We start from the raw sequence: 18,281 nt of genomic DNA, 5'->3' as shown, positions 1-18,281 counted from the left end.
ATGAAAAGGCTTTCCGTCATTCTCATCGGTTGTGTCTGTGCCATTCTCATGACCATCCCGGCCTTTGCCGCCGGGCCGCTGACCGTGGACATTCACGGTCCCGGCCAGCGCATGGTCAATCTGACCATCCTGCCCCCGAAGGGGTTGGACGGCGCGCCGGTCCCCGAGGCCGCAGCCCAGGCCCTGCAGGAGCTTGTGGTCAACAATCTGAGCTACATCCCGTTTCTCAAGCTGGTGGGTGTCGATCAGTTGCTCGGCGGCGATCCGAGTACCGGGGTCAAGGGGTCGGAGATCGACTTCAAGCCCTTTCAGCTTGCCCGCGTGGATTTGTGCATGACCGCCGGCTGGAACGGCGAGTACATTGAGGCGCGCGTATTCGAGACGTTCAGCGGCCGTCGCGTGGTGGGCAAGTCCTACCGCGACGTCAGCCAGAATCTGCCGCTTGTGGCCGACCGGTTCTGTTCCTCCTTCTTGGAGGCGCTGACCGGCAAGAAGGGCTTCTTTGATTCTCCCATCGCCTTTGTGCGCCAGATGGGCAAGACCAAGGAAATCTTCACCGTGCTGCCCCAGGGGCGGGAACTGAAACAGATCACCAGGCTCGGTGATTTCAACCTGAGCCCCACCTGGTCGTCCGACGGTTCCAAGATCGCCTTCACCCACATCGGCAAGACCCGGCATGAGCTCTGCGTCTTCGACAGCGCCACCAACAAGATAAAGCGGCGTTACAAGGGCCTGGGTTCGACCATCATCAGCCCTGTCTACAGTGCAGGGGACAAGCTCTTTGTCGCACTCAACCGCAACGGGGCCACCAATATTTACGGTCTGGACAAATCGTTCAAGCCGGAGAAGCCTTTGGTGGGGAGCCCGTACATCGATGTCTCGCCCAGCTTCGACCGCAGCGGCGAAAAAATGGTCTTCACCTCCAGCCGGGCGGGCAACCCGCACATATACCTGATGGACGTCAAGTCCGGCGACATACGGCGGGTGACCACCACGGGCAAATACAACACCCATCCCTGCATCAGCCCGGACGGGAGGTTCGTGGCCTACACCCATCAGACCTCGGACGGGCATCGCATCTATCTGCACGATCTGCAGACCGGTCGGGAAAAGCAGCTGACTTTCGGGCCCGGCAACGACGAATACCCCGCATTCGGGCCCGACGGCTACTTCGTGGCCTTTGCTTCCAGCCGGACCGGGGAGTACAAGGTGTATCTGACTACACGGCACGGCGACACGCCCAAGCGCATTCCCACGGGCAAGGGAGCGGCTTTCGCGCCCGCGTGGGATACGTCGCTGCAGTGGTAAATTGTCATCAAATCGGGGTTGATTTTTGTCAAGGAACGGGTACACCGTACAGTAATACGGGAACCAAAGGCTTGTCCAAAGCTAAACATGGCCGGGCGTCGGCTCTACCAAGGAGTGAGCATGAGAATCAAATGGAATGTCGTCATTGTGGCCCTTATGGCTCTGTCACTGATTGTTGCAGCTGGTTGCGCCAAGAAAACGACAACCAGTGCTCCTGATACCAAGGTCGAGGTGAAGGACGATACGACCTGGACGCCTCCGCCGACAAAACCGCAGGTGGACGAGGCCGCATTGGCCGCCGAAGCGGAAGCCCGCGCCAAGTCCGAGGCCATCGAAGAACTTTCCAGCGTGACCATTCATTTCGACTTCGATTCCTACGTGCTCAAGGAAGAGGCCCGTGCCATCCTGGCGCTCAAGGCCAACATCATGCGCAAGTACGCGGACGTTGAAGTTGTCATCGAAGGTCACTGTGACGAACGCGGAACCGAGGAATACAACCTGGCACTGGGTGAACGCCGCGCCCGCGCCGCCTACGAGCACCTGGTCATCCTCGGCGTGGACCCCGGCCGCATGAAGATCGTCAGCTACGGCGAGGAAAAGCCGGTCGATCCGGGCCACAACGAGTCCGCCTGGATGCAGAACCGCCGCGCCGAGTTCGTCGTGCAATAGGCGAAAGCCAATCGGATAGTAAAACGCCGTCTCCAGAGGGAGACGGCGTTTTTTTATGCGAGCATGGTCAGAAGATAATGGATCAGGTGCAGGAAGCCGAGTGCGTAGAGACCGGCCACGCCGTCGTCGGCCATGACGCCCAGGCCGCCGGGGAAGGCTGTTTCCGCCCATTTGACCGGCCACGGCTTGAGTATGTCGAAGATGCGGAACAGGACAAAGCCGAGTGTCAGATACCAGAGCGGCATGGCCGCGAACAGGAGCAGGGCGAGCCATTGGCCGAACAGTTCGTCGATGATCACGCAGCCGGGGTCTTTGGCGCCCAGGACTTTTTCGGCGCGGGAACACGCCCAGGTGCCCACCACGAAGACCGCAGCCAGGACCGCGAGGCGTCCGGCAGGCGGAAGGGGCAGGAAAAGCCATGGTGCGGCCACCACGGCAGCCAGGGAACCCCATGTGCCGGGGGCCTTGGGGAAATGGCCGATGGGGCCGAGGGTGGCCAGTGCGGTGGCAAGGGTATCCAATGGGGAACGAGTGGGCATGAGTTTTTTTCGGGTTAGTTGTTGGGGTGCCGGGAGCGGTTATATATCCATCCTGGTTGCCGCGTCAAAGGCGGATGACTCTTTCGGGATGAAGACAGTCCATGGCAACAGAACTTCCAGCTTTCGCGTCAGGGGCTGCCGGTCCAGGCTGTTCCTGTTGGATTTATCTGTAATTATTGCATTAAAAGTGTTCGTAATCATAGAGAGGCGATCGATTGGGGGAGCGTGCCCCTGAGGCCGGCTCAGGAGCTTCCATGGGGAGTCGAAAAGCCCTATATGTGTATTGACAGATCAAAGCTTCTCCGGGAGCAGGCATCAAGTATTTCAGCCCTGAGTTCGGCCCAGAAATGATGGGTTCTGTCGAAAATCGCATTCCGCATTTCGGAATACTCGGATGGATACTTCTTCTTCAAGAGGTCGTCGATATTCTTCCAATTCGTTTCTGATTCATCGAGAATGCTGAGACCATACACCCATATTTTGTTCACAAACGGTGTTACTTTTTCGAGTATGGGTATTGGATCGTTAACATATGGAATTACAGGGCAAATCATTGCAGAAACACGTAATCCGGCCTGCTTGCATTCCTTCAGGGCCTCTATTCTGGCCAGGGTAGACATCGTGTTGGCTTCAAGAAGTTCACGTGTGTTTTCATCATCAAAGGCTACAGACAGGCTGATAGCGGATTGATCCATGGATGTGAGGATGTCCAGATCTCGAAGCACCAAATTGGATTTGGTCAGGATACTCACTGAAAATCCTCGTGAGTGTAACAGTTCAAGCACTCTTCTGGTTTGCTTCAGTTCTTCTTCGCAAGGCTGGTACGGGTCTGTTTTCCACCCCATGTAGATGTGTTGTGCCGGAATCCCCTCAAGCTCTGTGGCCAGTTGGGTTTGGATGTCCTCGTAATACAGAATTTCCCGGGACCAATTTGTTTCGGCTCCATTGAGTGCATAGCAGTAATGACAAAGATGCGCACACCCTATGTATGGATCAACCTGGTAAGCACAGGATTCCAAAGAACATTCGTTTAGAGCAGGCCTCGGTGAGCAGTGTCGGATTTTCATGTTGAACCTCCATGGGGCTGGTACATTTTTATCACTTCTGCCTCGGTAGGACCACTTCCCCATGAACGGCGAAATGGTCGGAGCCCGTCTTGCATCCCGGGCGGTATTCCCCGTCCTGGCCGCTGCCCTAGCAGGGGATTTCAGTGCCGCTTCGGTCAAGGCGGTCGATGAGTCCGGTGTGCAGTATATGGCTTGGCTGTTTCATGGGCGTTTCGTCGTGATCAGCCGAGGCGCTTATGCATTTCAATGCATTCCAGTTCCAGGCCGCCGGGCAGGGAGTGCGTTGCGGGTTTGTGTGTCCGGTAGCCGTGTTTCAGGTAGAAATGCCTGGCATTGAGCGTGGAGAATACGGTCAGTTGCGTGAAGCCGTGCTTTTCAGCCGTTTCCTCCAACTCGGACAATATTCGTCCGCCGACGCCTTGCCCGGCGCGGTCCGGGTCAACGTAAACCGCATTGATTTCGGGGTGCCCAAGGTCCAAAATACCGAGGCCCAGGATCGCGTCCCCGTCGCAGGCCACGATGAAATGCTTATCCTTGATGGCCGATTCGTACACCGCCGGTTGCAGCACGCCGGTCCAGGCCCTGATCTGGGCGGGGGTATAGTGGCCGCTGCAGGATTCGGCGATGGACCTGGCGTGCACGGCGGCCACGAGCCCAAGGTCTCCGGGGCGTGTCTTGCGGATGATCATGATGCTACCCTTCTAGCTTGGTCAGGAATTCGTCCTTGGTCAGCCACAATTCTTCCATCCGGTACATGTGCCAGTGGTCGTGCATGAGGATGTGGCGGGCCAGGATAAGCTGGCCGTATTGATCATATTCAGGGTGGATGGCGCGTTTTTCCCATGCAGACTCCCCGGCCTTTTCCAGGAGTTCGACCTGTTCCTGGCGGACGGATCGGAACCGCGTCAGGATCATTTCAACGGAAGGCAGCGCGGGAGATTCGGCCGTTTCGTCCTCTCCGGGGATGAACGGCACGAACTCGGCCATGTCTTCGGAGGTGATGCGGCGCAACCGTTCAAGAATCATGGGCTGAACATCCGCCAGGTGTGCGGCGTGTTCGTGGAGGGACCAAAAGCCCTGGCCGCGTTTCTGGTTCAGCGCATCGGCCGGGATGGAAAGGAGAAGTTCTTCCAATATGGCCGGCGAGCCGTAAAGGCTGGAGAGAATGGCCTGGATCTCGGGGGAAAAGGCGTCTGACATCATGAATTCCTTCAGTATCGGGTGACTGCAATGCCTTGGGAGAGCAGTGCGTCCAGCACTCTCGACAGCGGCAGCCCGACCACATTCGTATACGAGCCCCGGATGGCCGTGACCAGGAAGGTTCCGATACCCTGGATGGCATAGGCTCCGGCCTTGTCCATGGGTTCGCCGGTTTCTATGTAGCCCATGAGTTCGGCTTCAGTGGAAACGCGCATATCCACGTCCGTGCTGACCGCCCTGGAGAGCCTGGAGCCGTCGGGCAGGACCAGGCAGAAGCCGGTGACGACCTGATGGGTCTGGCCGGAAAGGGCGGTGAGCATATCCAGGGCGTCCAGTTTGCCGGAAGGCTTGCCCATGATGCGGTTTTCCAGGACCACGATGGTGTCCGCTCCCAGAATCGTCATCCCTTGGTGGTTTCGGGCCACGTCCAGGGTTTTCATCTCGGCCATGCGCAGCACATATTCGAGCGGTTTTTCGCCCGGATTCGGCAGGGGTTCCTCGGCTGAACTCGGTTCCACCGTGAACTCCAGTCCGAGGTCCGAGAGCAATTCCCTGCGCCGGGGAGAACCCGAGGCCAGGATGATGGGGCTTGAGGCCGTGAAAGGCCCGTTTGTGGTGTTCTTCATCGTTTGATTTTTCCCCATATGGAGTGTCGAGTCAACGGCGTTGCACGGCGACGGTTTTTTGTCGTTTGGTCATGGGGTGTAACCGCGTCGGATGACGGGACGATTATTTTTGTTGTGATTCCATATTGTTGTAACTGTGGCAGATTTCTTGCTGTGGTGTTTACGCGCACACGCGCAGGAGTACAAATGCGAGAAAACGGAAAACGGTTCACAGGGGATTTTACGTCATTTGACCAGTTTGAAGAAAGGGCTTCGGTTCGCGGCATGCAGGACTGGGCCGTGCCGTGGGCCGACCTGATGATGGTCATGTTCGTGCTGTTCGTGGTGTTGTTCATCTACGCCGGGGCGCACAAGGACGTAAAGATCCTGTTCAGCAGCCAGAGTGCGGCGGAGGCCAGGGCAACCAGCGCCATAGATCCGCTCATCGGTCTCATCGGCCAGATTGCCAGCCGTGCGGCTGCGGGCGGGAGCGGCGACGTGGTCGGCATGACCGATGCCCGCGTGCTGTATCGTTCCCGGGCCAACGGCATTTCCGTGGTCCAGGAGGGGCCGGGGCGAGTCCGCATATCCCTGCGCGGAGCGTTGTTCTTTGACGAGAAGTCCAGCGACCTCAAGCCCGAGGCCGGGCAGTATCTCGACGAGATCGCGAAAGTGGTCAGCCTCAATGTGGGTACCGTGCACGTGGTCGGTTTCGCTGACGAGAGCGAGTCGCAGGGGGCCGCAAGTTTCGCCCTGTCCACGGACCGGGCTTCCGACGTGGCCGGGTATTTCATTTCGCGCTTCAACATCGAGCCCAAGCGGATCGTGATCACCGGCCGGGGGGCGTACCAGCCTGAGCTGCCGGAAACGTCCGAGGCCAACAGGGCTTCCAACCGACGAGTCGAAATCGTCATCGTCAACCAAAGCTGAATCGATCGGAGGATGTCATGAGCAGGAAAAACATTTTCGGCATTATTTTGAGCCTCGCCATTTTCGTGTGCAGCTTCATGCTCACCGGGGCAGCCGGTGCCTACTTCAACCTGGCCGCCTTCCTGGTGGTCATATCCGGCCTGGCAGCGGCCATGCTGATCAGCTACCCGGTCAAGCACGTCAAGAACGCCTTCACCGTTGCCAAGAACGCCTACAGGAACGGGCAGGCTTCGGCAGAGGAGATCGTCCACACCCTGCTCGATCTGTCGGTGAAGTCCAAGGTGGACGGCGTGCTTTCACTGGAGCGGTCCGAGGCAAAGGCTACCACTTCGTTCCTGAAAAACGGGCTGATCCTCCTGGTGGACAACTACAAGGAGGATGAAATCCGCGAGTGCCTGAGCACGGAGATGGACTTTTTCAACCTGCGCCGCCAGCAGAGCGAGCGGTTCTTTTCGAATATGGCCCGCACGGCCCCGGCTTTCGGCGTGGCCGGAAGCGTCATCGGGCTCATCGGCCTGCTCATGGGGATCAACGACACCGCCGTCATCCTCAAGAACATTCCCGTGGCCTTCATTTCCACCCTCTACGGCTTGATCCTGAGCAATCTCGTGTTTTCGCCCATCGCCGAGAACATCAACCATCATACGCGGGCGGAGCTCTTGAACCAGAAGCTCGTCCTGGAAGGAATCGTGGCCATCAGCAAGGAGCAGAACTCCTACAAGCTGGAGCGCAAGCTGGCCTCCTTCCTGTCGCCCTCGGAACGCGAAGGCAAGACCGAGACCCTGCGCCGCATCACCCGCAAGTACGTGCAGAAAAAGCAGCAGCCCGTGGAGCTCTCCGACATGGTCATGCCCGGCGAGCCGAGTGCGGCAGAGACCGAAGCCGCATAGAAACATCCTTTCGATTCAGTGGAAAAAGGGGCCAAGAGGTCCCTTTTTTTTTCGGCCTTTTGTGGTAGGCTTCGCCTCACGGAGGAAGGATTTACATGGCACGAATTCTGGCATCGGACATCGGCGGCACCAACAGCCGTTTCGCCTTGTTCGAGACCGACGGCAAAACCCTTGAGATGGTGGATTCCATCTGGCTGGAAACCCATGGCGCGCCCACGTTCCCCGAGTTGATGGAACAGTTGTGGGACAGTGACTTTTCGGCCTCTCCGGGGGATTTCGCGGCTGCTGTCCTTGCCCCGGCCGGGGCGGTTTATGGTGGCGTGACCTGTCCCAACCTGCCCAACGCCCCCTGGGGCATCGACGTGCGAGAAGTGGACTTCGGCACGAAAACGGTTTGCCTGATCAACGATTTCTCCGCCCAGGCCTATGCCTGCCGCACTTCGGCGGTCGTCGGGGCCAGGGACATCCAGCCGGGCGAGGGGGTGGATCGCGATCCCATCGGCGTCATCGGTGCCGGGACCGGCCTGGGGTATTCCGCGCTGATCTGGGCCGAGAGCCGCTGGACCGCGCTTCCCAGCGAAGGCGGGCACATGTCCTTTCCCTTCATCGGAAAGGAAGAGGCCGAGTACGCCGAGTTCAACCGAAGGGAGAGCGGCCGCAACTGGCCGGAGGGCGACTCCGTGGTCACGGGGCTGGGGCTCAGGCTGGTGCACAAGTTCCTGACCGGCGAGGACCTGGCACCCAAGGAAATATCGGCCAAACTCACGCCCGACAGTGAAACCGCCAGGTGGTACGCCCGTTTCTACGGACGAGCCTGTCGCAACTGGGCCATCGGTGTCATGGCGCGGGGCGGCTTCTACATCGCGGGCGGCATTGCGGCCAAGAACCCCATGTTTGTCGAGATCCCCGAGTTCATGGCCGAGTTCCACAATTCCCACGTGTACCAGGATTTCCTGAATTCCGTGCCGGTTCGGCTCAACACCAACCAGGAAAGCGGGCTGTACGGGGCCGGTTTCTACGGCATGCAGCTGCTGGGCGGGTAGGGGTAGCATGGCGAGTGCGACGACCAGGAAAGTGCTGATCGCCGTTGTGATCGTCGGCCTGATCGCGGCCTATTTTCTGCTCGACCTGGGCCAGTATTTTTCCCTTGAATACGTCAAGGCGTCCCGAGACCGGTTTCAGGCGCTGTATGCCGAGCACGCCGCCTCGACCCTCGCCGTCTACTTCTTCATATATGTGACGGCCACGGCCCTTTCCCTGCCTGCGGCGGCGGTCCTCACCCTGGTGGGCGGGGCGTTGTTCGGGCTGGTCACGGGCGTGATCGTGGCCTCCTTTGCCAGCACCATTGGTGCGGCCCTGGCCTTTCTCGCCTCACGCTACCTGTTCCGCGACTATGTGCAGCGAAAGTTCGGCGACAAGCTGTCGGCGGTCAACCGGGGCGTGGAAAAGGACGGCCCGTTCTATCTCTTCACCCTGCGGCTGGTGCCGGTCTTTCCATTTTTTGCCATCAACACGCTCATGGCCCTGACGCCCATGCGGCTCTTCACCTATTTTTGGGTCTCGCAGATCGGCATGCTGCCGGGCACCGTAGTCTATGTGAACGCGGGCCGGGAGCTGGGGCGCATAGATTCACTTTCCGGGCTGCTGTCGCCCGGCCTGATCCTGTCGTTCGTCATCATAGGCCTGTTCCCTCTGGTCGCCCGCAAGGGACTGGACTGGCTGCAGGCAAGGAGGAACCGTGGCTGAATACGACTATGACATCGGCGTGATCGGCGGCGGGGCCGCCGGGCTGACCGTGGCTTCGGGCACGTCCCAGCTGGGGCTGAAAGCCGTGCTCATCGAGCGCGCTCCCAAGCTGGGCGGCGACTGCCTGCACACGGGGTGCGTACCGAGCAAGACATTGATCCGGACCGCCGGGGTGTATCATCGCATGAAGCATGCCGGGCGATTCGGCCTGCCCGAGGTGGACCTGCCGCCCGTGGACATGGCCAAGGTCAATGCGCGCATCCGGTCGGTCATCGACACCATCCAGGTGCACGACTCCGAAGAGCGGTTCTGCGGACTCGGTGTCAAGGTCGTGTTCGGGGAGGCCGTATTCGAAGACGACCATGTGGTGGACTGCTCCGGGACCCGCATCAGCGCGAGGTTCTGGGTCATCGCCACGGGCTCTTCTCCGGCCGTGCCGGCCATCCCGGGCCTGGCAGACGCGGATTTCCTGACCAACGAAAACCTGTTCGATCTGGATACGCTGCCCGGCTCCATGGTCGTGCTCGGCGGCGGTCCCATCGGCTGCGAGATGGCCCAGGCCTTCAGCAGGCTGGGGTCCGATGTCCGCATTCTGCAGCGGAACTGCCAACTGCTGCCCGCAGCGGACGAGGACATGGCGGCCGTGATCCTCGATGCGCTCCAGGGCGAGGGCGTGGCCGTTGACCTGTGCGCGGCCACTTCGGCTGTCCGGCGGGTGCCGGGCGGGGTGGAGGTGGAGTACGCGCGCGACGGGGAAACCCGCGTGGCTCGGGCGGAAAGGCTTCTGGTCTCCGCCGGGCGGTCGCCCAACGTGGGCGGGCTGAAGTTGGAACACTGCGGTGTTGAATACGATTCCAAGGGTGTGAAGACCGACAACCGTCTGCGCACCAGCCAAAAGCATATTTTTGCCGCCGGAGACGTGCTTGGCAGATACCAGTTCACCCACGCCGCCGGATACGAGGGGGGCATCGTCATCGCCAACGTTGCGTTCCGGTTGCCGAGAAAAACGGACTACACCTGGCTGCCCTGGTGCACCTATACCGATCCCGAGTTGGCGGGCGTGGGCATTTGCGAGAAGCAGGCCAAGGCGCAGGGCATCGAGTATGCGGTATGGGAGGAGAACTTCGCCGACAACGATCGCGCGTTGGCCGAGGGCGGAACAGAAGGCAAGATCAAGCTCGTCCTGGACCGGAAGGAAAAACCGCTCGGCGTGCAGGTCGCAGGCATCCATGCGGGCGAATTGGCGGGCGAGTGGGTGGCGGCCCTGAACGCCCGGATGTCCCTGTCCTCCCTGGCCTCGGCCGTTCATCCCTATCCCACGGTGGCGGAGATAAACAAGCGCGTGGCGGGCAAGGTCTTGTCGAGCAAATTGTTTTCGGACAAGGTGCGAAAGACGCTCAGTTTCATCTTTGATTACAAAGGCAGGGCCTGCACGCTTGATTAATGGGCCGTATGAGGGTACGACCTGCCCCTGCATCTCAGCTTGATCCATAAAAAGAGGCTTGGAAATGGGTAAAGACAGATACCAGAAGATGTTCCCTGTTTCCTGGGAGCAATTGCACCGGGACTGCCGGGCATTGTCCTGGAGACTTGTGGAAAAGGGGCCGTGGAAAGGCATACTGGCCATCACCCGCGGCGGTCTGGTCCCGGCGGCCATCATCGCCCGTGAGCTGGACCTGCATCTTATCGACACCGTCTGCCTTTCTTCCTACGACTGGAAGGAGCAGGGTTCGGCCAATATCCTCAAGAAAGTGGATATGGACGGCGAGGGCTGGTTGCTCATCGACGACCTGGTGGACACGGGAAAGACGGCCAAGATCGTTCGCGACATGGTCCCCAAGGCGCATTTCGCCACGGTCTATGCCAAGCCCGAGGGACGTCCCCTGGTGGAGACCTTCATCACCGAGGTCAGCCAGGACACCTGGATTCTGTTCCCGTGGGATGCCGGTTCACAGTTTGTGGAGCCCATTGTTCAGGTCAATGAATAATTGATGGTCGAAAAAACATTTTTTGCAATTACAGCATGTTGATTTCAGGGCAGTCGTTTTGGGTCTTGCCCGGAAATACAGGCTGGGATAAGAAGTCCGGATACTAAATCGCTAACGGAGAGGTCCACATGAAAAAAATGCTGAAACTGTTTGGTGTATCCGTTGCCTGCGCGGCGATGCTGATGCTGTTCGCGTGCGGTGAAGCCCCCCAGGAAAAAAAGGCCGAAGAGCCTGCCAAGACCGAAGAGGCCGCCGCCCCGGCCAAGGAAGAGCCCAAGACCATCAAGGCCGGGTTCGTCTATGTTTCCCCGGTCGGCGACGCCGGTTACTCCTACGCCCACGACTTGGGCCGCAAGGCCGTCGACGAGCTGGATTGGGCCGAGACCTCCTTTGTCGAGTCCGTCCCCGAGGGTGCCGACTCCGAGCGCGTCATCCGCAACATGGCCCGCAAGGGTTTCGATATCATTTTCACCACCAGCTTCGGCTACATGGACCCGACCATCAAGGTGGCCAAGGAATTTCCTGACGCCAAGTTCATGCATTGCTCCGGCTTCAAGAAGTCCGAAAATGTCTCCAACTACTTCGGTCGCATCTATCAGGCGCGCTACCTGACCGGCCTTGTCGCCGGTGCCATGACCAAGAGCAACAAGCTCGGCTACGTGGCCGCTTTCCCGATTCCCGAAGTCATTCGCGGCATCAACGCCTACACTCTGGGCGTCCGCAAGGCCAATCCCGAAGCCGAGGTCCGCGTGGTCTGGACCAAGACCTGGTATGATCCGGCTCTGGAAAAGGACGCCGCCAAGTCCCTGCTCGACGCCGGTTGCGACGTGATCGCCCAGCATCAGGACTCCCCGGCCGCACAGGAAGCCGCTCAGGAAGCGGGTGCCTACTCCGTGGGCTACAACTCCGACATGTCTTCCTTTGCTCCCAAGGCGCACCTGACTTCCGCCGTCTGGAACTGGGCTCCCATGTACATCAAGATGATGGAAGAGGTTCGCGACGGTTCCTGGAAGGGTGACGAATCCATGTGGTGGTCCCTTCAGGACGGCGTCGTGGACATCGCTCCCTTCGGTCCCATGGTTCCCGAGGATGTGAAGACCTCCGTCGAGGCAGAGCGCGCCAAGCTGGCAGCCGGTGAGGACACTATCTTCGCCGGTCCCATCAAGAACCAGGCCGGTGAGGTTGTTGTCCCCGAGGGCTCCGCGTCCAACGACGGCGAACTGCTCGGCATGAACTGGTTCGTGGAAGGCGTTGTCGGCACCGTCAAATAGCGAGCATACGTGCTGAAGATTCGCAAAAGAGATGAACCCTGGAAGTGGGGCGCCCTGGTTGTTTTCCTGGGCGCCCTGCTCTTTTCCCTATTGGTGAGCTCCCTGCTCCTGGCCGGGCAGGGCAAGGACGCCATTCATGGGCTGGCCGTATTGTGGCAGGGGAGTTTCGGCAACTACTGGGCGCTTGAGGGTGCCCTGCTCAAGGCCATTCCGCTCTTTCTCTGTTCCCTGGGCGTGGCCGTTGCCTTCCGCATGCAGATCTGGAATATCGGCGCGGAGGGGCAGTTCGCCCTCGGTGCCATGGGGGCCACCTGGATGGCCCTGTCGTTCCCGGATCTGCCCGGAGTCGTCCTGCTGCCGCTCATGTTCGTCATGGCCTTCATCTTCGGAGCCGTCTGGGCGTTCATTCCCGTCATCCTGAAGCTCAAGCTCAGGGTGAACGAGATCATTTCCACCCTGATGCTCAACTACATCGCCATCCTGCTGCTCGACTTCCTCGTGTTCGGCGCCTGGAAGGACCCGGCCAGCTTCGGCTTTCCCATGACGGCCGAGTTCACTCCCGGAGCCGTGATCCCGCATATCGGGACCAGCCGCGTCCACTGGGGACTGCTGTTCTGTCTGGTGGTCGGCGTGGGGTTGTGGGGTTTCATGCGCTTTACCCGGCTGGGCTTCGAGCTCAAGGCCAGCGGCGAAGGCGCACGCGTCGCCAAGTACGCCAAGATTCGCTACGGCATGCTGGCCATCCTGGTCATGTGCCTGTCCGGCGGGTTCGCCGGGTGGGCCGGATGCATCGAGACTTCCGCCGTGCTCAATAGGCTTCAGCCGAGCCTCATGGTCGGTTACGGGTACACGGCCATTGTCGTGGCCTGGCTGGCCCGGCTTGAACCCCTGAACATCGCCTTTGCCTCTTTCCTGCTGGCCGCCCTGCGCGTGGGCGTGGAGAACCTGCAGCTCGAACTGCAGATTCCGGCCGCTTTCGGCGAGATCATGGAAGGGATGATCCTCCTGACCGTCCTGGCCGGGCAGTTCTTCCTGACGTACACCCTCGAACGACGACAGAAACAGGACTAGGCCATGTGGGATTTCCTGATACCGCTTTTCGCAGCCACCGTGCAGTCCGGCACGCCCATTCTCTACGCCACCCTGGGCGAGATGATGACCGAGAAGGGCGGGGTGCTGAATCTCGGCGTGGAAGGCATGATGTCCATTTCCGCCCTGGCCGCTTTCTGGGTCAGCCTGACTACCGGTTCGCCCTGGCTCGGTTTCATGGCAGGCGGACTGGCAGGTATGGCCTTCGGCGGCCTGCACGCCTTTGTCTGCGTTTCCTGCCTGGGCAACCAGGTGGTGTCCGGCCTGGCTTTGACCATCCTCGGTCTGGGGCTGACGCACTATCTCGGCGTCCCCTACGTGGGGCTGGCCGCACCCGGATTCGACCCGTTTGATTTTCCTTTGCTTTCCCAAATTCCGGTCCTGAACGAGATCTTTTTCCGGCATGACATGCTGGTCTATGTCTCCTTCGTGCTGCCGCTCATTTTCTGGTTCTTTTTCAGGCGGACAAGTCTCGGCCTGCACGTGACGGCCACGGGCGAGATGCCCGCCGCCGCCGGTGCCGCCGGGTTGAAGCCCGTGCGGCTGCGCTACTTCGCGGTCATGGCGGGCGGATTTCTCATCGGCCTTGGCGGGGCCTACCTGTCCCTGTCCTACACCCACTTGTGGACCAACGGGCTGTCCGGCGGACGCGGCTGGATCGCCGTGGCCCTGGTCATCTTCGCCTTCTGGCGTCCCGGTCGCGCAGTGGTCGGCGCCTATCTTTTCGGCGGGGTCATGGCCTTTCAGCTCCGGCTCCAGGCCGTCGGCACCAACCTGCCGTCATCGCTTCTGCTCATGTTGCCGTACCTGCTGACCATATTGGTCCTCATCCTGTCCGCCTGGCGTGGCCGTCGCATCGAGGGACCCGCAGCGCTCGGCACCAACATCGAGCCGGAGGGGTAGGGCGTGACCGATATCCTTTTCTCCCGTCCGGTTTCCGTCAGGGATGTGCCCGAGGGCACCAAGCCCGTGGTCAGCCTCAAGTCCATCACCAAGCGGTTCGGCAAGGTCCTGGCCAACGATTCCATTTCGCTCGACGTCTACCCGGGCCGCATCAAGGCGCTGCTCGGTGAGAACGGTGCGGGCAAGTCCACCCTGATGTCCATGCTGGCCGGGCGGTACAAGCCCGACGAGGGGATCATCGAGATCGACGGCGAGCCGGTCAACTTTTCGTCGTCCAGGGACGCCATCGAAGCGGGCATCGGCATGGTCTACCAGCACTTCATGCTGGTGGATTCCATGACCGTTGCCGAGAACGTCCTGCTGGGCCAGGAGGGAACATTCCTGGTCAAGCCCAAAGAGATGGAGAAACGGGTGGGCGAGCTGGCAGAGCGCTACGGGTTGGACATCCACCCCGGCGCGCGCATAGCCGACCTGTCCATGGGCGAGCGCCAACTGGTGGAAATCCTCAAGCTGCTGTACCGCGAGAGCCGTATCCTGATTTTCGACGAGCCCACCGCCGTGCTCACGCCCGAGGAGACGGCCAGGCTGTTCGAGGCCCTCTGGAACATGACCGAGCAGGGCAAGTCCATCATCTTCATCAGCCACAAGCTGGAAGAGGTCATCGCCCTGGCCGACGAGATAGCCATTCTACGGCGCGGTCGCATCGAGGGCGAGCTCGACACGAGCCTCATCGAGTCCAAGGCGGACCTCGCCTCGCGCATGGTGGGCAAGGAAGTGCTCCTTGAAGTCGACCGCGAGACCGTCGAGATCGGTGAAAAGGTCCTGGAAATAAAGGGCATGAACGGGCTTGGCCTGGTGGACGTGGACCTCGATGTCAGGCGGGGCGAGATCGTGGCCCTGGTGGGGGTGGCCGGAAACGGTCAGAAACCGCTTGTTGAAGCGGTCACGGGTCTGATTCGTCCGCCCGTGGACACGGTGTTCATCATGGGGCACCCGTGGCGTAAATTTTTTGCCGAATCCACCTGGAACCGGTCCATGTGCTACATCCCCGAGGACCGACTCGGGCTGGCCACCTTGCGCAACCAGAATCTGGTGGACAACCTGCTCTTGACCACGCGCAAGGGGTTTGCCAAGGGGTGGTGGCTCGACAAGAAGCGGGCGGCCAGGGACACCGTGGATTTGATAGAAAAATTCGACATCCGGCCGGGGCGCATTCATGCCCTGGCCTGGCAGCTTTCCGGCGGCAACCTGCAAAAGGCCGTGCTGGCTCGCGAACTGTACCGCCAGCCCCGGTTCATTGTTGCCGAACAGCCCACCCAGGGGCTGGACGTGTCCGCAACCGAAGAGGTCTGGAACCGACTCCTTGAAGCCCGATCCATGGCCGGAGTGCTGCTGGTCACCGGGGACCTGAATGAGGCCCTGCAACTGGCCGACCGCATCGCGGTCATTTACCGGGGGCAGATTCTGGGCATCCTTGATGCCGCCGACGAGACCACACCCTCAAAGATCGGGCCCCTCATGGCCGGAGTGATCGACTGAGCCACATTCCATTAGCCTTTCCCCGGCCTGTTCAGGTCGGACAATCCACTTATAATTCCATAAGGAGTTTGATATGAAGTTCAACAAGTTACGTTCTGTTTTCGTGTTTTCCATGGTACTCGTGGCGGGTCTGTTCGCCGCAACCGCCTTTGCCGGGACCACTCTGGACAAGGTCAGGGAAGCCGGTGTCATCACCGTGGGCAACAGCCCGGACTACCCGCCGTTCGAATCCATCGGCGACAACGGCGAGCGTGTCGGTTTCGACGTGGACCTGCTCAACGCCGTCACCGAGAAGATGGGCGTGAAGATCCATTGGGTGACCATGGACTTTGCGGCCATCGTCACCGCAGTGCAGTCCGGCCAGGTGGACATGGGCATGTCCGGTTTCGGCATCTCCGAGGAACGGGCAGAGCAGGTCAGCTTTTCCGCTCCGTACATCGCCAGCGGCCAGGTCATCGTGGTGCGCAAGGACTCGGACATCAATTCGGCCGCCGACCTGAACGGCAAAAAGATCGCTGTTCAGCTCGGCACCACCGGCGAACAGCAGGCCGACAAGATCGAGGGTGCCGAAGTGGTCAAGCCCGAGAGCTACAATATCGCCTTCATGATGCTCAACAACAAGGCCGCCGACGCGGTCATCGCCGACCTGTCCGTGGCCGACGAATTCGTCAAGCGCGGCGACTTCAGGCGTGCGGGCGAGCCGCTTTCCTTCGAGGAGTTCGCCATGATCTCCCGCAAGGGCAACGAGGCCCTGCTGGACGAGCTGAACAAGGCCCTCGAAGAAGTGAAGCAGGACGGCACCTATGACGCCATCCTCAAGAAGTGGAATATGTAGTTGAAATGAAATCGAGCCGGGGGGCGTCCGCCTCCCGGCTCCATTGAGGAGTAGGCTATGGATTTTTCACTGGTCTTCAAACATTCCGACATGCTCCTGAACGGGGCCCTGGCCACGCTTCAGGTCACCTTCGGCGCGCTGGCCATGGGGCTTTGCCTGGGCATTGTCGCCGGAACCGGGCGCATCAGCCGCCGTCTGTCCGTCCGGCTGCTTGCCGACGGGTATATCCAGATCATTCGGGGCACCCCGATGCTGCTGCAGATTTTCTTTTTCTATCTCGGGTTTCCGCAGATCTACATGCTGGTGACCGGCGAAGGCATCACGCCTGATCCGCTGATCACGGGCATCATCGCGCTGGGCATCAACTCCGGCGCTTACAATGCGGAAATCATCCGGGCGGGCATCCAATCCATCAACAAGGGCCAGATGGAGGCCGCTCGCGGCACCGGGCTTTCGCACACCCAATCCATGTTCTACGTGATCCTGCCCCAGGCCCTGAAGCGGATGATTCCGCCGCTGGGGAACGAGCTCATCGTCCTGCTCAAGGATTCGTCGCTTATCTCCACCATCGGTGTGGCCGAACTGATGTTCTCCGCCAAGGTGCTTGGAGCGCGATACTACACCTACGTGCCGTTCCTGGCGGGTGCGGGTTGCATCTACCTGACCCTGACCTTCGGTTTCTCCCGGTTCTTCAACGCCCTGGAACGCAAACTGTCGGCCGGCAGCGGCGCGCGAGAGGACAGGGGCGTTGTCCCTGACCTGGGCTGACCTGCAATCGATTCGGAATAACGAAGTCCCCCCGAGCCTCGGCTTGGGGGGACTTCGTTATTCAGCGCCCGACACAAGGGCGGCACAACGCATTCTAATTGTCATGTGTGAACATTGGGTTCATAGCGGATTACAGTGAGGACTTCCCCGTTATGGCCGACGCGGTCTGGCGTGGACCGGGCGCATGCGGGGAAATGTTCAATCCCATCAAATTTCATGGAGGCCGAAATGTCCAGCGAAACCAAGAGGGAAAATGTCAGGCAGCGGCATGCGTTTATCACTTCCAGGGGCACTTTGGACGGTGCCATGCCCGCCCTGGTCATGGCGCTCAATTCGGTAAGGCTCGGTAATGACGCGACCATATTCTACACGTTCATGGGGATGGACGTGATCAAGCCGGGCGGCATCGAAAAGCTGAAGTATTATCCGGGCGGGACCATGGGGGCCATACCGGGGATGCCGCAGATGGCCACCAGCATGATGAAAAAATGGATGGAGGAAGCGAACATACCGGCTGTCGAGGACATGTTCGAGATGGCCAGGATCGAAGGGGTCAAGCTGGTCGCCTGCCATATGACCATGGAGATGATGAAGTTGAAGCAGGAGGACTTCGTGGAAGGCGTCGAGGTCTGGACCGCAGAAGGGTTCATCAAACATGCAGGCGAGTGCGACCTCTGTCTCTTCACCTGACCGGGTAAGGAGCTATTTCTCCTTGATGAGCCGGATGTCGTCCTTGTTGATGACGACTTCCTTTCCCTGGCCGTCGGTGAACGTGTATGTGTCGGATTTCACGTCGTAAACCGGGGCTCCCTGGGCGATGTATTCATGCCCGGAGTGTGTCTTGATGCTGTATGACTTGGCGCCGCAACCTGTGAGCAGGGCGGCCAGCAGGAGTATGGCGGGAAGAAAAAAGCGTCTTTTCATCTCGTGTCCC

At 60.1% G+C, this 18,281-nt stretch carries 21 protein-coding genes; 15 read left to right on the top strand and 6 right to left on the bottom strand.

Annotated features, from left to right (window positions below):
- Entirely contained in the window at positions 1 to 1,308 is a 1,308-nt protein-coding gene (locus OO730_RS01845) for a protein tolB (RefSeq protein ID WP_264982879.1), read from the top strand.
- Positions 1,309 to 1,428: 120 nt separating this feature from the next.
- A complete protein-coding gene (gene pal / locus OO730_RS01840; RefSeq protein WP_264982878.1) occupies positions 1,429 to 1,977 on the top strand; it encodes a peptidoglycan-associated lipoprotein Pal in 549 nt (182 codons plus the stop codon).
- Positions 1,978 to 2,030: 53 nt separating this feature from the next.
- On the opposite strand, the gene OO730_RS01835 is transcribed toward pal, so the two are convergent.
- The 5 genes from OO730_RS01835 to OO730_RS01815 all read right to left on the bottom strand — a co-directional run bounded on the left by OO730_RS01835 (position 2,031) and on the right by OO730_RS01815 (position 5,409).
- Positions 2,031 to 2,516 (bottom strand): phosphatidylglycerophosphatase A family protein, encoded by a 486-nt coding sequence (locus OO730_RS01835; RefSeq protein ID WP_264982877.1) that lies wholly within the window; start codon positions 2,514 to 2,516, stop codon positions 2,031 to 2,033.
- Between the two features lie 272 nt (positions 2,517 to 2,788).
- Positions 2,789 to 3,583: an SPL family radical SAM protein gene (locus OO730_RS01830; protein WP_264982876.1), complete on the bottom strand. Its 795-nt coding sequence runs from the start codon at positions 3,581 to 3,583 to the stop codon at positions 2,789 to 2,791.
- 221 nt (positions 3,584 to 3,804) lie between these two features.
- Positions 3,805 to 4,272: a GNAT family N-acetyltransferase gene (locus OO730_RS01825; protein ID WP_264982875.1), complete on the bottom strand. Its 468-nt coding sequence runs from the start codon at positions 4,270 to 4,272 to the stop codon at positions 3,805 to 3,807.
- A gap of 4 nt (positions 4,273 to 4,276) precedes the next feature.
- Complete coding sequence (locus OO730_RS01820) at positions 4,277 to 4,786, bottom strand: DinB family protein (RefSeq protein WP_264982874.1); 510 nt, start codon at positions 4,784 to 4,786, stop codon at positions 4,277 to 4,279.
- An 8-nt stretch (positions 4,787 to 4,794) separates the two neighbouring features.
- Positions 4,795 to 5,409 carry a Maf family protein gene (locus OO730_RS01815; protein ID WP_264982873.1) on the bottom strand — a complete coding sequence of 205 codons (615 nt, stop codon included), beginning with the start codon at positions 5,407 to 5,409 and terminating at the stop codon, positions 4,795 to 4,797.
- Positions 5,410 to 5,595: 186 nt separating this feature from the next.
- Here OO730_RS01815 and OO730_RS01810 point away from each other — a divergent pair, with 186 nt between their 5' ends.
- The 13 genes from OO730_RS01810 to OO730_RS01750 all read left to right on the top strand — a co-directional run bounded on the left by OO730_RS01810 (position 5,596) and on the right by OO730_RS01750 (position 18,037).
- On the top strand, positions 5,596 to 6,318 hold the full coding sequence (locus OO730_RS01810) for an OmpA/MotB family protein (protein ID WP_264982872.1): 723 nt from the start codon (positions 5,596 to 5,598) through the stop codon (positions 6,316 to 6,318).
- A 17-nt stretch (positions 6,319 to 6,335) separates the two neighbouring features.
- Complete coding sequence (locus OO730_RS01805) at positions 6,336 to 7,208, top strand: motility protein A (protein ID WP_264982871.1); 873 nt, start codon at positions 6,336 to 6,338, stop codon at positions 7,206 to 7,208.
- 95 nt (positions 7,209 to 7,303) lie between these two features.
- The gene (locus tag OO730_RS01800) at positions 7,304 to 8,251 is read left to right on the top strand and encodes a glucokinase (RefSeq protein WP_264982870.1); all 948 of its coding nucleotides are present in this window, start codon (positions 7,304 to 7,306) and stop codon (positions 8,249 to 8,251) included.
- Between the two features lie 7 nt (positions 8,252 to 8,258).
- On the top strand, positions 8,259 to 8,954 hold the full coding sequence (locus tag OO730_RS01795; RefSeq protein ID WP_264982869.1) for a TVP38/TMEM64 family protein: 696 nt from the start codon (positions 8,259 to 8,261) through the stop codon (positions 8,952 to 8,954).
- Positions 8,947 to 10,398, top strand: coding sequence for a dihydrolipoyl dehydrogenase family protein (locus tag OO730_RS01790; protein WP_264982868.1), 1,452 nt, complete (start codon positions 8,947 to 8,949; stop codon positions 10,396 to 10,398). The genes OO730_RS01795 and OO730_RS01790 overlap by 8 nt, the downstream gene beginning before the upstream one ends.
- Before the next feature lie 64 nt (positions 10,399 to 10,462).
- Entirely contained in the window at positions 10,463 to 10,942 is a 480-nt protein-coding gene (gene gpt / locus OO730_RS01785) for a xanthine phosphoribosyltransferase (protein ID WP_264982867.1), read from the top strand.
- A gap of 128 nt (positions 10,943 to 11,070) precedes the next feature.
- The gene (locus tag OO730_RS01780) at positions 11,071 to 12,213 is read left to right on the top strand and encodes a BMP family ABC transporter substrate-binding protein (protein WP_264982866.1); all 1,143 of its coding nucleotides are present in this window, start codon (positions 11,071 to 11,073) and stop codon (positions 12,211 to 12,213) included.
- 9 nt (positions 12,214 to 12,222) lie between these two features.
- Positions 12,223 to 13,284: an ABC transporter permease gene (locus OO730_RS01775; protein WP_264982865.1), complete on the top strand. Its 1,062-nt coding sequence runs from the start codon at positions 12,223 to 12,225 to the stop codon at positions 13,282 to 13,284.
- Between the two features lie 3 nt (positions 13,285 to 13,287).
- The gene (locus OO730_RS01770; protein ID WP_264982864.1) at positions 13,288 to 14,205 is read left to right on the top strand and encodes an ABC transporter permease; all 918 of its coding nucleotides are present in this window, start codon (positions 13,288 to 13,290) and stop codon (positions 14,203 to 14,205) included.
- 3 nt (positions 14,206 to 14,208) lie between these two features.
- Positions 14,209 to 15,744: an ABC transporter ATP-binding protein gene (locus OO730_RS01765; protein WP_264982863.1), complete on the top strand. Its 1,536-nt coding sequence runs from the start codon at positions 14,209 to 14,211 to the stop codon at positions 15,742 to 15,744.
- A gap of 73 nt (positions 15,745 to 15,817) precedes the next feature.
- Positions 15,818 to 16,579, top strand: coding sequence for a basic amino acid ABC transporter substrate-binding protein (locus OO730_RS01760; protein ID WP_264982862.1), 762 nt, complete (start codon positions 15,818 to 15,820; stop codon positions 16,577 to 16,579).
- A 57-nt stretch (positions 16,580 to 16,636) separates the two neighbouring features.
- Positions 16,637 to 17,347, top strand: a complete 711-nt coding sequence (locus tag OO730_RS01755) for an amino acid ABC transporter permease (RefSeq protein WP_264982861.1) — start codon at positions 16,637 to 16,639, stop codon at positions 17,345 to 17,347.
- 228 nt (positions 17,348 to 17,575) lie between these two features.
- Entirely contained in the window at positions 17,576 to 18,037 is a 462-nt protein-coding gene (locus OO730_RS01750) for a DsrE/DsrF/DrsH-like family protein (protein WP_264982860.1), read from the top strand.
- Between the two features lie 12 nt (positions 18,038 to 18,049).
- On the opposite strand, the gene OO730_RS01745 is transcribed toward OO730_RS01750, so the two are convergent.
- Complete coding sequence (locus OO730_RS01745) at positions 18,050 to 18,271, bottom strand: YgdI/YgdR family lipoprotein (protein ID WP_264982859.1); 222 nt, start codon at positions 18,269 to 18,271, stop codon at positions 18,050 to 18,052.
- Positions 18,272 to 18,281 lie beyond the last annotated feature (10 nt).

It is taken from the genome of Pseudodesulfovibrio portus, assembly GCF_026000375.1.
GTDB classification, from domain to species: Bacteria; Desulfobacterota; Desulfovibrionia; order Desulfovibrionales; family Desulfovibrionaceae; genus Pseudodesulfovibrio; species Pseudodesulfovibrio portus.
The sequence above is the reverse complement of the archived record's forward strand: the minus strand, read 5'-3'. Positions and strand labels throughout refer to the sequence as shown.

What these genes read in the sequence shown, in the direction of transcription:
- OO730_RS01845 (WP_264982879.1), top strand. Translation starts at nt 1, where the DNA reads ATGAAAAGGCTTTCCGTCATTCTCATCGGTTGTGTCTGTGCCATTCTC.
- pal (WP_264982878.1), top strand. Translation starts at nt 1,429, where the DNA reads ATGAGAATCAAATGGAATGTCGTCATTGTGGCCCTTATGGCTCTGTCA.
- OO730_RS01835 (WP_264982877.1), bottom strand. Translation starts at nt 2,516, where the DNA reads ATGCCCACTCGTTCCCCATTGGATACCCTTGCCACCGCACTGGCCACC.
- OO730_RS01830 (WP_264982876.1), bottom strand. Translation starts at nt 3,583, where the DNA reads ATGAAAATCCGACACTGCTCACCGAGGCCTGCTCTAAACGAATGTTCT.
- OO730_RS01825 (WP_264982875.1), bottom strand. Translation starts at nt 4,272, where the DNA reads ATGATCATCCGCAAGACACGCCCCGGAGACCTTGGGCTCGTGGCCGCC.
- OO730_RS01820 (WP_264982874.1), bottom strand. Translation starts at nt 4,786, where the DNA reads ATGATGTCAGACGCCTTTTCCCCCGAGATCCAGGCCATTCTCTCCAGC.
- OO730_RS01815 (WP_264982873.1), bottom strand. Translation starts at nt 5,409, where the DNA reads ATGAAGAACACCACAAACGGGCCTTTCACGGCCTCAAGCCCCATCATC.
- OO730_RS01810 (WP_264982872.1), top strand. Translation starts at nt 5,596, where the DNA reads ATGCGAGAAAACGGAAAACGGTTCACAGGGGATTTTACGTCATTTGAC.
- OO730_RS01805 (WP_264982871.1), top strand. Translation starts at nt 6,336, where the DNA reads ATGAGCAGGAAAAACATTTTCGGCATTATTTTGAGCCTCGCCATTTTC.
- OO730_RS01800 (WP_264982870.1), top strand. Translation starts at nt 7,304, where the DNA reads ATGGCACGAATTCTGGCATCGGACATCGGCGGCACCAACAGCCGTTTC.
- OO730_RS01795 (WP_264982869.1), top strand. Translation starts at nt 8,259, where the DNA reads ATGGCGAGTGCGACGACCAGGAAAGTGCTGATCGCCGTTGTGATCGTC.
- gpt (WP_264982867.1), top strand. Translation starts at nt 10,463, where the DNA reads ATGGGTAAAGACAGATACCAGAAGATGTTCCCTGTTTCCTGGGAGCAA.
- OO730_RS01780 (WP_264982866.1), top strand. Translation starts at nt 11,071, where the DNA reads ATGAAAAAAATGCTGAAACTGTTTGGTGTATCCGTTGCCTGCGCGGCG.
- OO730_RS01770 (WP_264982864.1), top strand. Translation starts at nt 13,288, where the DNA reads ATGTGGGATTTCCTGATACCGCTTTTCGCAGCCACCGTGCAGTCCGGC.
- OO730_RS01760 (WP_264982862.1), top strand. Translation starts at nt 15,818, where the DNA reads ATGAAGTTCAACAAGTTACGTTCTGTTTTCGTGTTTTCCATGGTACTC.
- OO730_RS01755 (WP_264982861.1), top strand. Translation starts at nt 16,637, where the DNA reads ATGGATTTTTCACTGGTCTTCAAACATTCCGACATGCTCCTGAACGGG.
- OO730_RS01750 (WP_264982860.1), top strand. Translation starts at nt 17,576, where the DNA reads ATGTCCAGCGAAACCAAGAGGGAAAATGTCAGGCAGCGGCATGCGTTT.
- OO730_RS01745 (WP_264982859.1), bottom strand. Translation starts at nt 18,271, where the DNA reads ATGAAAAGACGCTTTTTTCTTCCCGCCATACTCCTGCTGGCCGCCCTG.